At 59.7% G+C, this 13,856-nt stretch carries 13 protein-coding genes; 10 read left to right on the top strand and 3 right to left on the bottom strand.

Annotated features, from left to right (window positions below):
* Positions 1-6 precede the first annotated feature (6 nt).
* The 3 genes from CHN51_RS17805 to CHN51_RS17795 form a co-directional block, all read right to left on the bottom strand.
* On the bottom strand, positions 7-1,050 hold the full coding sequence (locus CHN51_RS17805; RefSeq protein WP_100095215.1) for a phytase: 1,044 nt from the start codon (positions 1,048-1,050) through the stop codon (positions 7-9).
* Complete coding sequence (locus tag CHN51_RS17800; protein ID WP_100095214.1) at positions 1,050-3,887, bottom strand: TonB-dependent receptor; 2,838 nt, start codon at positions 3,885-3,887, stop codon at positions 1,050-1,052. Before CHN51_RS17800 ends, CHN51_RS17805 begins: the two co-directional genes overlap by 1 nt.
* 169 nt (positions 3,888-4,056) lie before the next feature.
* Positions 4,057-4,563, bottom strand: coding sequence for a DUF983 domain-containing protein (locus CHN51_RS17795; protein ID WP_240616794.1), 507 nt, complete (start codon positions 4,561-4,563; stop codon positions 4,057-4,059).
* A gap of 124 nt (positions 4,564-4,687) precedes the next feature.
* Here CHN51_RS17795 and CHN51_RS17790 point away from each other — a divergent pair, with 124 nt between their 5' ends.
* The 10 genes from CHN51_RS17790 (at position 4,688) to CHN51_RS17750 (ending at position 13,767) form a co-directional block, all read left to right on the top strand.
* Positions 4,688-5,008, top strand: coding sequence for a transcriptional regulator (locus tag CHN51_RS17790; RefSeq protein WP_100095213.1), 321 nt, complete (start codon positions 4,688-4,690; stop codon positions 5,006-5,008).
* Between the two features lie 11 nt (positions 5,009-5,019).
* Positions 5,020-6,684: a SulP family inorganic anion transporter gene (locus CHN51_RS17785; protein WP_100095212.1), complete on the top strand. Its 1,665-nt coding sequence runs from the start codon at positions 5,020-5,022 to the stop codon at positions 6,682-6,684.
* Positions 6,685-6,855: 171 nt separating this feature from the next.
* Positions 6,856-7,575, top strand: coding sequence for a heme ABC transporter permease CcmC (gene ccmC, locus CHN51_RS17780; RefSeq protein ID WP_100095211.1), 720 nt, complete (start codon positions 6,856-6,858; stop codon positions 7,573-7,575).
* Positions 7,572-7,703 carry a heme exporter protein CcmD gene (gene ccmD, locus CHN51_RS19600; protein ID WP_123906359.1) on the top strand — a complete coding sequence of 44 codons (132 nt, stop codon included), beginning with the start codon at positions 7,572-7,574 and terminating at the stop codon, positions 7,701-7,703. The genes ccmC and ccmD overlap by 4 nt, the downstream gene beginning before the upstream one ends.
* On the top strand, positions 7,700-8,149 hold the full coding sequence (gene ccmE / locus CHN51_RS17775) for a cytochrome c maturation protein CcmE (protein ID WP_100095210.1): 450 nt from the start codon (positions 7,700-7,702) through the stop codon (positions 8,147-8,149). Before ccmD ends, ccmE begins: the two co-directional genes overlap by 4 nt.
* Positions 8,146-10,083: a heme lyase CcmF/NrfE family subunit gene (locus CHN51_RS17770; protein WP_100095209.1), complete on the top strand. Its 1,938-nt coding sequence runs from the start codon at positions 8,146-8,148 to the stop codon at positions 10,081-10,083. The genes ccmE and CHN51_RS17770 overlap by 4 nt, the downstream gene beginning before the upstream one ends.
* Entirely contained in the window at positions 10,080-10,607 is a 528-nt protein-coding gene (locus CHN51_RS17765) for a DsbE family thiol:disulfide interchange protein (RefSeq protein WP_100095208.1), read from the top strand. Before CHN51_RS17770 ends, CHN51_RS17765 begins: the two co-directional genes overlap by 4 nt.
* On the top strand, positions 10,604-11,020 hold the full coding sequence (locus CHN51_RS17760; RefSeq protein WP_100095207.1) for a cytochrome c-type biogenesis protein: 417 nt from the start codon (positions 10,604-10,606) through the stop codon (positions 11,018-11,020). Before CHN51_RS17765 ends, CHN51_RS17760 begins: the two co-directional genes overlap by 4 nt.
* Entirely contained in the window at positions 11,020-11,673 is a 654-nt protein-coding gene (locus tag CHN51_RS17755; RefSeq protein WP_100095206.1) for a tetratricopeptide repeat protein, read from the top strand. The genes CHN51_RS17760 and CHN51_RS17755 overlap by 1 nt, the downstream gene beginning before the upstream one ends.
* 153 nt (positions 11,674-11,826) lie before the next feature.
* Complete coding sequence (locus CHN51_RS17750) at positions 11,827-13,767, top strand: potassium transporter Kup (protein ID WP_100095205.1); 1,941 nt, start codon at positions 11,827-11,829, stop codon at positions 13,765-13,767.
* The last annotated feature ends 89 nt before the right edge of the window (positions 13,768-13,856 follow it).

Genomic DNA, 13,856 nt, shown 5'->3' with positions numbered 1-13,856 from the left:
TCAATATTATGGCGCGACGGCAGCCTTGATCTTCGACCAGCTTACCAGCTTGAAATTCTGTGTGCCGCCTTCATTTGCACCATCCTGCATCACCATCAGCCCTTCGGGATAGGCCGGGCCAAAGTCACCCAATATGACTTCGATCCCGTCCGTTTCCGACGTGCCGTCTATGGCGCCATCGACCAGGCGGAAGCGGTTCACATAGGCGCCTGTGATCAGGTCATAGAGCACATAGGCATTGTCGCCCTGGCTGGAGGCTACCAGATAGCCGCCATTCAGACCTTCCGGGGCCAGTGCCAGTCCTTCAACATCGGCGACCAGTTCTTTGCCATTGATATTGGCAAAGCGCTGCGGCTCGAAATTGTCGGCATTCAGATCGAACAGCCATATGCCGCTATTCTCTTCGCCGACATAAAGCCGCCCGGTGCGGTCATCGACGACGCAGCCCTCCGGCTGGGTCGCCAGCTTATATTCGCGCGTAATACGAGCGCTCGGTGTGCCGCCATCAAATGCTAAAGTGATCTCGCGGACAAAGCCGCTTTTCTCGATCATATAGGCAAAGGTCTCGCCGCCGCTGTCCTGACCGAAGCAGAACCCATAAGCTTCGCCGGGACCGGCCGGATATTTGCCCAGCAAAGTCAGTTCCGCGGATTCGGAATCGAGCCGGTAGAGACCGATATGCGCGTTGGCGCGGTCGTTGCGGATGCTCGCGCCGACCAGCACGGTCTTCTCGCCGCCGATCATGACTTCGCGCAGATCCACATTGTTCAGCTCGCCTTCCGGCAGGAAGGATTTCTTGCTGCCATCCAGACCGTAGACATAGAGACCGGCGCGCTTGTCGGTCCCGATGATCAGGCTGTTCGCCGGATCTTCGGCATTGCGCCAGATCGCCGGATCATCCGCCGCATCGCGGTTGACGGTGCCGACCGGAACGGTTTCCGCGTCGGCCGTCAGTGCGAGCGTCGGCGCTGAAGAGACCGTACCTGAGGGGGTTGCGCAACCGGACAGAGCGAGGCTGCCGAGCAGCAGAGGGGAGAGTATATTTTTCATCACATCGTTATCTTTGCGCCAAATTTGAAGGTCGAGCCATATTCTTCATATTGCAACAGCCGCTTACGCGTATCGAAATTCTGATAGGCGAAATATTTGGCATTGTTGATATTGATCCATTCGGCGAACAACCGGATATTCTTGTTCAGCTTGAACTTCACGCTGGCGTCGAGCTGGAAATGATTGTCGACATACCGGTCCTCGCCGGCTTCCGCGCCGAGTTCGTCAAGATAGCGGTCCCGATAGGTGCCCGCGAGACGAAAATCGAACGGGCCTTTCTCGTAACCCAGTACCGCGTTGAACGTGTGCTTGGAGCTGCTCGGCAGAGTGATGCTGCGCAGATCGGTGATATCACCGTCCGTCGGCACCGTGCCGGTGGCATCGGTATAGGTATAGTTGAAGTTGACGAGAAAGCCGTCGAGCGGATCGGGCAGAAAATTGAGTGCCTGCGCAAAGCCCAGTTCGATGCCGAAAACCTCGGCGCTGCTGCCGTTGATCGGGATGGTTGCCTCGTCAAAGTCTATGCCGAAGCGGGTGCCGTTCTCCTCAAGCGATTCGACGATGAAATTCTTGATATCCTTGTAGAACAGGTTCGCCGTCAGCGCGCCGTTCGAGCTGAAGTAAAATTCGGCGGACGCATCGAAGTTCCAGGCTTCGTAAGGCAGCAGGTCGGGATTGCCGAATTCACCTTCGCGCTCGTCATCGTCATTTTGTTCGACAGCGAAACGGGGGGCCAGATCGGACAGATTGGGTCTCACGACGCTGCGGTAGCCGGCAGCGCGCAATACCAGATTGCGCTGCGGTTCGAAGCGGATATTGAGGCTCGGCAGCCAGTCGTCATAGCTGCGCGTGAAGCTGTTGGGTGCAACCACGACTGTGTCTTCGGTAAAGGTCACGCCGCCAAAGGTTGCGTCTTCCTCGACCAGGGTCACCGTGTTGGCGGAGATGACATTTTCGGTCCTCTCGAAGCGCACACCGCCGATGACGCGCAGCTTGTCGCTGTCCCAGCGACCCAGCAGATAGCCGGCGTAAATATCTTCCTGGTTCACATAGTCGGAAACAGCGGAATCAAACTGGCTGTCGATTTCCTGAAGTTCGAAATCGCCGAAATTGGCGCGGAAATATTCCGTGGGACCGCTATGGCTGGCAACCGGACCAAGATCGGTGATACGATAGGTCTGGGTGCCCAGCACATCGGCTAGCGTGTAAGTGCCGGTGCTGTCTTCGTAAAATTCAACGTCATTGTCGTAGCGTTTTTCGCGCCAGCGGCCCTTGAAGCCGGCCTGCACGGTGAAATCACCATTGCCCATCGCGAACTGGCGGGAGACGTCCAGCTTTGCCGAATATTCCTCGTCCTCTGCCGCCGACAGAGCGGTCAGTTCGACATCGTCCAGCTCATATAGACCAGGGTCGTTGGCCAGGGCAGAACCGGAAGCGTAGCTGTAAGTCGGGATGCGACCGTCCGCATAATCGAACAGGACGCTGAGCCCGTCGTCTTCGAACTTGTTGGAAAAGGTCGTGGGGTCGAGCGAACCATCTTCATTCTCGCTCGATTTCGACCAGCTGCCCGAATATTCAACTTTCCAGGGACCGGTTTCGGTCTTGCCGCCGAGCACGACGGAACGGATCTTCTGGCTTTCCATGCGGTCCTTGATGTCCCGTTCGATCTCGATTTCACCGTCGGCGTCGTCGAACAGAGCGCTGTTGGCGTCGCCGCTGCTGGCTTCCTCGTCGAGCTTGAAGGTCGTGCGTCCGCGAAATTCCTGATCATCGAACTGGCTGTAGATGCCGCGCACATAGAGTTCGGTGCTGTCGCTGGCGCGGAAATCGAAGGACAGCGAGGCGCTGATCCGTTCGCGTTCGACGTCATAGTCGCGGTACTGGACCTCCTCGGCATAGACGACGCCGTCATCATTGGTATCCCAGCCTTCGGCTTCGATATTATCGGTTTCGAACTTGCGCTTGTAATAGGACAGGCCGCCCGCGACGCCGATATTATCGGTCAGACGGGTCGAGAAATCGACGCTGCCCTTTGGTGAAACATGGCCGGCATAATCATTGTAGCTGCCCTCGATCTTGCCGGTCAGCAGGTCTTTCTTGCGGTCAAAGGCGCTGACCGTCTTGATTTCGATCGAGGCGCCGATCGTGTCGCCGTCCATGTCGGGGGTCAGCGATTTCTTGATTTCGATCGATTCGATCAGGTCGCTGGAAATGACGTCGAGCGCCACCGAGCGGACATCGCTTTCGGGCGAGGGGATGCGCACACCGTTGAGCGAGGACGCGTTCAGATTGGGGTCGAGGCCGCGGACCGATACAAAGCGGCCTTCGCCCTGGTCGTTGAGGATGTTGACACCTGGAACGCGGCGGAGCGATTCAGCGACATTCTGGTCGGGAAACTGGCCGATCGCATCCCGGGTCAGGACCGAGGAAACACCATCGGCCTCGCGCTTGCGGGAAAGCGAACTGGCCTGGTTGGCACTCTGGCCGATGACCAGGATTTCCGTGCCTGCACCGCTTTGCAGCAGTATATTGGCGACAGTGGGGCTGGCGTCGCTGATCGTGATGCTGGTCTGGCTGGTGTCCGCGCCGATATAGCGGGTCTCCAGCGTATAGGTGCCGGCCGGCACATCGGGGAAGCGATAGCTGCCGTCGCGACCGGTGGTGACCACCCGGTCCAGCTCGACGATGCGGACCTGGGCCGCCTGCAAGCCTCTGGTTTCGCTGGAGTCGCTGACCACGCCGCTCACCGTACCGGCCGTAGCGACGCCCGGCAGAGCCAGCAGGACAGCCGCCGATCCGATTAGTAACTCTTTGCGAAACTTAGATATTTTGGCCATGATGCCCTCCGGTAAATCTGATGTACCGGGCCTCTAGGCGCTAATTGTGAAGGGAAATGACCGTTTCGAAGACTCCGGGATGAATCTTTATTGACGGTTTCGTGACACGTGCGGAAAAGCCTGCGCCATATCGCTGCTGCTGGCCTTTTCGGAACGGCGGTCCGGGCTGTCAGCGATCCTGGCCAGTGTCGGACAGCAGCGCTGCGCCCGGACGGGGAGGTTTTTTAAATCCGTTCAGGCCCAGCCACCATTGCAGGGCGATGATCGCGCCTTTGGCCGGTTGCAGCAGGGCGGCGATCAGGGCAAGCGCCATGATGATTATGATCAGCAGATTGGTCCACATGGAGAAGGCGGTCTCGTTGATCATGAAGATGATGACGGGCGCGAGTATATGGCCGGTGACGATGATCGCCACATAGGCGGGGAAATCATCGGCCTGTTGCGCGGTCCAGTCCTGGCCACATAGCGGGCAACGGTCGACCGGCTTGAGCAGCCGTGGGAACATCTTGGCTTTACCGCAGCTGGGGCAGCGGCCGAGCAGGCCGCGCGTGAAGGCCTCGGACACCGATTTCGGCAGCGCCGGGACGACAGATGCTTCCGGTGGCGTGGGAGAGGCTTCGTCGCGGTTGCTCATGTCGTCGACGATCCTGTCGAGCAAAGTCTCAAATCCGGCCATTCACCTTGTCCTGTCTATATGTCTGAGCCGCAGAGGCCGGCGTTGATGAATATTCTCTATACACCATCAAGATAAATTGTTAATACTGATATTTGATGTATAATATATCAATAGGAATAGATTGATGATCACGTCACAACAGATGCGGGCCTCTCGCGCCCTGCTGGGGATCGATCAGCGGCAACTGGCCGGCCTGGCTGGCCTGTCATTGCCGACGATCCAGCGCATGGAAGCTTCCGACGGGCAGGTGCGTGGCGTGGTCGACACGCTGGTCAAGGTCATCGGCGCACTGGAAAACGCCGGGATAGAACTGATCGGGGAAAATGCGCCCAGCACCGGTATCGGTCGCGGCGTGCGGCTGCGCGAGACGACGGGAGGCAAGGCGGCAAGCGCAGTGGGCTCGATCCTGTTCGATCAGGCGGGGTCGGACGCGGCAACCGAATAGAGGCCCGGCCGATGAACAGCTTCACGCCCAAAATTTTCACCACGATGCGCGAAGGCTATGATTTCGGCCTGTTCAAGGCTGATGCGGTCGCCGGTCTGACCGTCGCGATCGTGGCGCTGCCCCTGTCGATGGCATTGGCAATCGCCAGCGGCGCCTCGCCCGACAAGGGGCTGGTCACCGCGGTTATCGCCGGCTTCCTGATCTCCTTCCTCGGCGGTTCCCGGGTGCAGGTTGGCGGGCCGACCGGCGCCTTCGTCGTGGTCGTGTTCAATGTCATCGCCCAGCATGGCTATGACGGCCTGCTGATCGCGACATTCATGGCGGGGCTGATCCTGATTGCCGCCGGGGCGTTCAAGATCGGGCGGCTGATCAAGTTCATCCCGCATCCGGTGGTCACCGGCTTCACCGCGGGCATCGCGGTGATCATTGCCTCCAGCCAGGTGAAGGATTTTCTGGGTCTGTCGCTGGAGACCGTTCCGTCGGAATTTCTGCCGAAATGGCAGGCCTATTTTGGTGCCATGTCGACGGTGCATATGGCTACTCTGCTGGTCGGTCTCGGTGCTTTCTGCGTGATTGTCGCGCTCAAGAGGTTCGCCCCCAAATTGCCGGGTTTCCTGATTGCACTCGTGCTGGCGTCGATCGTGGTCGCGCTGCTCAAGCTGCCCGTCGACACGATCGGGACGCGCTTTCCGGATATGCCGGTGACAATGCCGATGCCGTCGCTGCCCGTCGTGACCTGGGCAAGGGTCGCGGAATTGCTGCCTTCGGCTTTCACCATTGCCTTTCTCGCCGGGATCGAAGCTTTGTTGTCCGCTGTGGTCGCGGACGGGATGACCGGCACCCGCCACCGGTCCAACCAGGAGCTGATCGGGCAGGGCGTCGCCAATCTCGGTTCGGTGGCCTTTGGCGGACTGCCCGCAACGGGGGCGATTGCGCGGACCGCGACGAATATCAAGGCGGGCGCGAAGACGCCCGTGGCCGGCATGATGCACGCGCTGTTCATTCTGCTCTTCATCCTGCTGGGCAGCAGTCTGATGGCCTTCGTGCCAATGGCCGCGCTGGCGGCGATCCTGTTCGTCGTCGCCTGGGGCATGTGCGAGATCGACCGGTTCATCGCGCTGCTGCGCATGCCCAACAGCGACCGCGCGGTTTTGCTGCTCACCTTCGGGCTGACGATATTGGTCGATCTGACCGTGGCGATCGGCGTCGGGGTCACCTTGGCGTCGCTGTTGTTCATGGCGCGGATGAGCGAGACGGTGCAGCTGGAGAACGGCAATGGACCCGATCCGGATGATGATGCCGATGACCTGAGCCAGCGCGACGATCTCCCGAGCGGCGTCGAGGTGTTCCGGATCAGCGGACCGGTGTTTTTCGGGGTGGCGGGTGAATTGCTCGACGCGATGCGCAAGATCGGGCGCACGCCCAAGGTCATCATCTTGCGGATGCGGCTGGTGCCGATGCTCGATGCCAGCGGCGTGACGATGATCGAGGAATTTATCGAGCAGGCCCGCGTCTCCGGCGCCAAGATCATCCTGTCCGGCGTGCAAGTGCAGCCGCGGGAAATGCTCGGGCGGATCGGCCTGGCGAACGACGGTCTGGCGGGCGTCTATTTTGAAGATGATTATGCTGCCGCGCTCCGCCTGGCCGAGCAATTGACGATGATCACTATCCACTAGCCGGGCAGGCGGAAAAGGCGAGGACGGTCTCCGGGACCCGTCTCGTCACCGGTTTTGCGACCGCGCAGCTGCCCGCAATTCGGAAAAACGCTTGTCGCCTTGCCGCGCTTCTGCCATCGAAAGCCGCGATTGATGTTGAACATCCGTAACCGAGGCAATATCGCTTTACCCATGCACGCCTATGCCAATCCCACCCGCTTCCTGTCACTTGCCAGGCCGCTGACGCCGTTTTTGCTTTTCGGCGGGATCGCCATGGTCCTGCTTGCCTGCATCTGGGGTCTGTGGGCGACGCCGGCCGAGCGGTTGCAGGGCGATACGGTGAAGATCATCTTTGTCCATGTGCCAATGGCGTGGCTCGGCATGGCCGGATGGTCCGGCATTGCGATTGCCAGCATCTCCGAACTGATCTGGCGGCATCCGCTGGCCTCGCACGCGGCGCGCGCGATTGCGGTCCCCGGAGCATTATTCACTCTGCTATGTCTGATCACCGGCGCGATCTGGGGGCGTCCGGCGTGGGGCACCTGGTGGGTCTGGGACGGCCGCCTGACCTCTATGCTGGTGCTGTTCTTTCTCTATCTCGCCTATATCGTGCTGGCCAACGAGACCAGCAAAGGCAAGGGACAGAGCCGGATTGCCGCAATTTTCGGCGTCGTCGGCATTATCAATCTGCCGATCATCCGTTTTTCGGTTGAATGGTGGGAGACCCACCATCAGGGCACGAGCATCAGTATCATGGGCAAATCCACGATCGATACGCTCTATTTATGGCCTCTATTGGTTTCGGCGATAGGTTTCTCTCTCTTGTTCGGCGCGATTGTGCTTATGCGGATGCGAGCCAGTCTGGCGCAAACGAAAGTCGATGCGCGGCTGAAAAGGATGGCAGCAGAATGAACCATTTGCCCTTTGTGATTGCTTCCTATGCGTTTGTGCTGTTGGGCACAGCCTTGGTCGTGGCGCATAGCTATCTGGCGATGCGCAAAGCGGAAGCAAAGGCAGATCAGTTGAGCAAGCGCAAATGAAGGCAAAGCATCAGAGACTGACACTGGCGCTGCTGGCGGTGGTTGCACTGGTCGGTGCCGGGTTGCTGGCGGCTTATGCGCTGCAGGATCAGGCCAGCTATTTCTACACGCCATCCGATATTGCCCAGCAACAGCCCGAAGCAGGCGCGGCCATCCGTCTGGGCGGCATGGTGGAGGAAGGCTCCATCCAGCGATCGGCCGATGGGGTTACCGTGCAGTTCATCGTGCAGGATGCCGGCGCCCGTCAAAAAGTCACCTATACCGGCATCACCCCGGATTTGTTTGTCGAAGGATCGGGCGTTGTCGCCGATGGCCGGCTCGATGCCAATGGCATGTTTGTCGCCGAGACCTTGCTCGCCAAACATGATGAAAATTACATTCCGCGCGAGCTGGAAGGCATTGATATGACATCCGGCAAACATAAGACGGAGACGCTGGTCCAATGATCGCCGAAACCGGTCTGATCGCGCTCTGGCTGGCTGCCGCGCTGGCGCTGCTGCAATTTGCGCTGGGGGCCATCGGCCTGCGGGCGGAGCGGAACGATTATTATGCCGCGATCCGTCCGGTCGCGGTGGCCCAGGGCCTGTTTGTCAGCCTCTCCTTTCTGCTGCTGATCTGGCTGTTCCTCCGCTCCGACATGTCGGTCCGGCTGGTGGTGATGAACAGCGCTTCGGTAAAGCCCTTGCTCTACAAATTTGCCGGGACCTGGGGCAATCACGAAGGATCGATGCTGCTCTGGGTCACGGTCATGGGGCTGGCCGGCGCCTTTATCGCGCTATTCGAACGGTCGCTGAACAAGAGAACGCTGGTGGCGACGCTGGCGGCGCAGGCGTTTATCAGTCTGGGCTTTTACGCGTTCCTGCTGGTTTCTTCCAATCCGTTTGAGCGGATGTTCCCGGTACCGGCGGACGGGCAGGGGCTCAATCCGCTGCTGCAGGACCCCGGTCTCGCCTTCCATCCGCCGACGCTCTATTTCGGCTATGTCGGACTCTCCGTAGCATTTTCCTTTGCCGTCGGAGCGATGATTACCCGCGATGTCGGAGCGGCTTTCGCCAAGGCAATGCGGCCCTGGGTGCTGGGCGCCTGGATATTCCTGACGCTGGGCATCACGGCGGGCAGCTACTGGGCCTATTACGAGCTCGGCTGGGGCGGCTGGTGGTTCTGGGATCCGGTCGAAAATGCCTCGCTGATGCCGTGGCTGGCGGCGACGGCCTTGCTCCATTCGGTGACGGTGCTGGCGACGCGCGACAGTTTGCGCGCATGGACATTGATGCTGGCTGTGGTGGCCTTCTCCATGTCGATGATCGGGACTTTCCTCGTCCGCTCCGGTATATTGACCAGCGTACATGCTTTTGCGGTTGATCCCGAACGCGGCAGCTTCATATTGGCCTTGCTCGCCATCTATATTGGCGGAGCCATGGCCTTGTTCGCGCTGCGCGTCGGTACGGTGAAGGAAGGCAAGCGGTTTGAACTGGTCAGCCGGGAAGGCGCGCTGGTTGCCAATAATCTGCTTCTGTCCGTGATTTTGGCGCTGGTGTTTATCGGCACGCTCTATCCTTTGCTGGTCGAGGCGGTGACGGGGGACAAGCTGTCGGTCGGGCCGCCCTATTTCAATCTCGCAACGGGTCCGCTGGCGCTGCTACTGGTCGCCGTCATGGCGGCCGGGCCGTTGCTGCGCTGGCGACGCGATAATCCGAAAGCCTTACTGAACCGCATTTCGATACCGATATTGATCACTGCCGCCGCTCTCTTTGCGCTGGCCCTGTTCACCACCGGCATGTCGATCCTCGCGCTGCTCGGTCTGGCGCTGGCTGCGGGTGTTGCCGTTGCCAGCTTCGCGCCGCTGTGGAAGCGCAATCTGCGCCGCACGCCGCTGCACACTTATGGCATGGTCATCGCCCATTTCGGTATCGCGGTGGCGCTGGTCGGCATGGCGTGCGAAAGCAGCTTTACCGAAGAGCGACTGGTCGCGGCACAGCCGGGTGACGAGATTGCCGTCAACGACTGGAAATTGAAATTCGAGGCCATCGAGCCGATGGCCGGACCCAATTGGACCGCGCTCGAAGGCCGGATAACGGCGCAATATGGCGATGGAGCGATTCACGAGATCACGCCGCAAAACCGGATGTTCGCCGCAGCCCAGACCCAGACCAGCGAAGCGGCGCTGCTGACTCGCTGGAACGGACAGCTCTATGTCGTGCTCGGTGATGGCGACAGCGAAGGACGCTGGCAGATACGGGTCTGGTGGAAGCCGTTCGTCACCCTGATCTGGTATGGCGGCATATTGGTCGCGCTGGGCGGCTTTCTGGCGATGGTCGGCCGTTTGCGGCGCGGCTATAAACAGCGCAAGCAGCGCGAATTTGTCGAGGCGACACTGTGAACCGCTGGCTGCTCTGGCTACCGCTCGTGCTTTTCGGCCTGTTCTTCGCCGCGGTTGCGACCGGCCTGATCATGCCGAAGGATAATATTATCGAGAGCAAGATGGTCGGCAAGCCGATGCCCACCTTCGCTTTGCCAGCGGCCATCGAGCAGCGACCAGGCTTGAGCAGTAATGATCTGGTAAAAGGCAAGCCGACCTTGCTCAACATCTTCGCCAGCTGGTGTGTGCCCTGCATCGCCGAGGCGCCGCAGTTGCTGGAATTGCAGAAAGCCGGCGTTGAAATCAACGCGATTGCCAGCCGAGACACGCCGGAAGATATCGCCAATTTCCTGAACCGCTGGGGCAATCCCTATACGCGGATCGGCACCGACACGACCAGCAAGGTGCAGCTCGAACTGGGCTCCTCCGGTGTGCCCGAGACCTTCGTCATCGACGGCAATGGTATCATCGTTCACCAGCATATCGGTGATATCCGGCAAGAAGATATCGACAAGCTGCTGGAACTGCTGGAGGATGCGGGATGACGAGATTTCTGGTCCTGCTCTGCCTTTGCCTGGCCGCTCCGGTTGTCGCGCAAACCGGCCTGCCGCCAGCACCCTATGCCGACCGGCAGTTGGATGATCCCTCGAAAGAGGCCGCCGCGCGCGATCTGATGGAAGAATTGCGCTGCCTGAAATGCCAGAGCCAGTCGATTGCCGACAGCAATGCACCGATGGCGGGCGATATGCGCAGCCAGGTGCGGGAAAGAATTGCCGCTGGCGAAACGCCCGATCAGGTCCGCAGCTGGCTGATTGAACGCTATGGAAACTGGGTATCCTATGATCCGCCGATATCCTCGGCTGTTACCTGGCCGCTGTGGATCGCGCCGATCATTCTGCTGCTGGCTGCCCTGTGGCTGGCGCGCGGACGGTTCCGCAAACATCGGGGCGACGAATAATGGGCTGGATCATCCTTCTTCTGCTGGTGCTTGTTTGCGCCGGCGCCTTGATCGCATTGGGCAAAATGTCCCGCGCCACCTACGAAATAACCGGTGCGGCACTGTTGCTCGGGGTGGCCGGATACGCCTGGCAGGGGCATCCCGGCATGGCCGGCGTGTCGGTGGAGCCGACGGAAAAACCCAATAGCTTCGATGACGACAGCATCGATGCGCGCAACGACATGGGCGAACGTTTCGGAACCGCGCGGGAATGGCTGGTCTTTTCCGACTCCCTCAATCGGGCCGGAAAACATGGTGCGGCTGCCAATTATCTGCGCAACGGGGTGAAGGAACATCCCGAGGATCCCGATCTATGGGTCGGCCTCGGCAATGCGCTGGTGGTCCATGCAGACGGCGTCATTACGCCGGCGGCGCAATTCGCCTTTCAGAAAGCCGCCGATCTGTCGCCGGAACATCCCGGCCCGCCATTCTTCCTCGGACTGGCATATGCACAGTCGGGCAAGATCGATCAGGCCCGGGCTATCTGGACCGAATTGCTGGAAAGAAGCAGCGCGGACGCGCCCTGGCGCGCGGATCTCGAGTCGCGGCTGGCGACGATGGAAAAGTTGCAACCATCGCTTCCGATGCCGCCGGAGACCCCTGCAGGGCAGTAAAAAGCTTGCATTTTGAATGGGTTGATATTCGCGGGCAGTCGGTTTGTTGCACCTGCTAAAAGCCGGTGCTAAGCGCTCGCGCTTGCTGAAAACAATGTCAGTAAACAGTTTGTTGTGTCCAAATTGATCGGGGTACGCCTTAACGGCCAACCAATGTCTGCAGAACCAACCGAAAGCGCAGCAGCGCAAGGCAGCACGGTGCAAACCCATGGCTCGCCCCAGCGCAACACTGCCATTGCAAAACTGGCCGCGGGCGCGATTGGCATCGTGTTCGGCGATATCGGCACGAGTCCGCTCTACGCTTTTCGCGAGACGTTTATCGGAGCCCATCCGCTGGAGCTGGACCGGATCCATGTTCTCGGTGTCGTCAGCCTGATATTCTGGTCGATGACGCTGGTGGTGACGATACAATATGTCAGCATCACCATGCGCGCGGACAACAAGGGGCAGGGCGGCAGCCTTGCGCTGGTGGCGCTGATTTCCGGCGCCATGCGACGATCGAAATATGGCTGGCTGGCGATTTTGCTGGGCGTATTCGCGACGGCGCTGTTTTACGGCGACAGCATGATCACGCCGGCGATTTCGGTGCTCTCGGCGGTCGAAGGTCTGACGGTCGTACAGCCGGGCCTCGGCCATCTGGTCATTCCGATCGCGCTGACGCTGCTGATCTTCCTGTTTCTGTTGCAGTCTCGCGGGACCGCGAAAATCGGCGCCTTGTTCGCGCCGGTGATGTTCGTCTATTTCACCGTGATCGGCACGTTGGGGATCATCCAGATTGTCCAGCATCCCTCGATTCTGATGGCGTTCAATCCCTGGTATGCGGTCCAGTTTTTCATAACCGATGGTATCAAGGCATTTCTGGCGCTCGGCTCGGTGGTGCTGGCGGTTACCGGTTCGGAAGCGCTGTTTGCCGATATGGGGCATTTTGGCAAAAAACCGATGCGCGTCGCCTGGTATGGGTTCGTCATGCCGGCCTTGCTGTGCAATTATTTCGGGCAGGGCGCGATGATCCTGTCGCTCGATGCCGCCGGGGCCGCTGCAGCCATTGAAAGCCCGTTCTTCATCATGGCACCCGAAGTGCTGCGCCTACCGCTCGTGATATTGGCGACCATGGCGACCTTCATCGCCAGCCAGGCCGTGATATCCGGATCCTTCTCGGTCACCCACCAGGCGATCCAGCTTGGCTTCATTCCCCGCCTGACGATCAAGCATACCAGCGCGTCGGAAGCCGGCCAGATCTATATCCCGTTCGTCAACTGGGCGATCATGATCGCGGTGATCCTGCTGGTGCTGACCTTCCAGAGCTCGAGCAACCTGGCCTCGGCTTACGGAATCGCGGTTACCGGCGCGATGTTCATCGACACCTGCCTGCTGGCCATCGTGATGATCGTGCTGTGGAAATGGAAGCTGTGGATCACCATCCCGTTGCTGGCGGTTTTCTTCATTGTCGACGGTGCCTATTTTGCCGCCAACCTGACCAAGGTTCCGGACGGCGGCTGGTTCCCGCTGGCTGTCGGCGGCGTCGCCTTCATCATCCTGACGACCTGGGCCAAAGGGCGCCAGATCATGCGCAAGAATATGGCGGAAGCAGCCATGCCGATCGAAATCTTCACGAAATCCGCCGCCAACAGCGCGACGCGGGTGCCCGGCACGGCCATTTTTATGGCCTCGTCGTCGGCAGGTGTGCCCTCGGCGCTTCTCCACAATATCAAGCATAACAAGGTCATCCACGAGCGCGTTGTGATCCTGACCGTGAATATCAAGGACGTGCCGACCGTGGCGCCGCACAAACGCTGCGAGGTGAAGGATCTGGGCCATGGCTTCTATCGCCTCATCCTCCATTTCGGATTCATGCAGGAAACCGACGTTCCCGAGGCGCTGAAACAGGTCAAGGGCTGCGGCATGGAATTCGACATGATGACCACCAGTTTCTTCCTGTCCCGTCAGACCTTGCTGCCGTCGAAGAAACCGGAAATGATGATCTGGCGCGAAAAACTCTTCGCCTGGCTGCTGCGCAACGCGGCGACCGCGATGGAATTTTTCAAACTGCCCAGCAACCGCGTGGTGGAACTTGGCAGCCAGATGGAAATCTGACGGGCGGATAAGCTGGTATCTTGATGCTATTTCAGGACGTTATTGGACACGGTTAAGGCCGCATATTTTTTTCTTCCGGAAAGAGCCCC

The organism is Sphingorhabdus sp. YGSMI21 (assembly GCF_002776575.1).
GTDB lineage: Bacteria > Pseudomonadota > Alphaproteobacteria > Sphingomonadales > Sphingomonadaceae > Parasphingorhabdus.
This window is presented reverse-complemented; position numbering and strand designations above follow the sequence as displayed.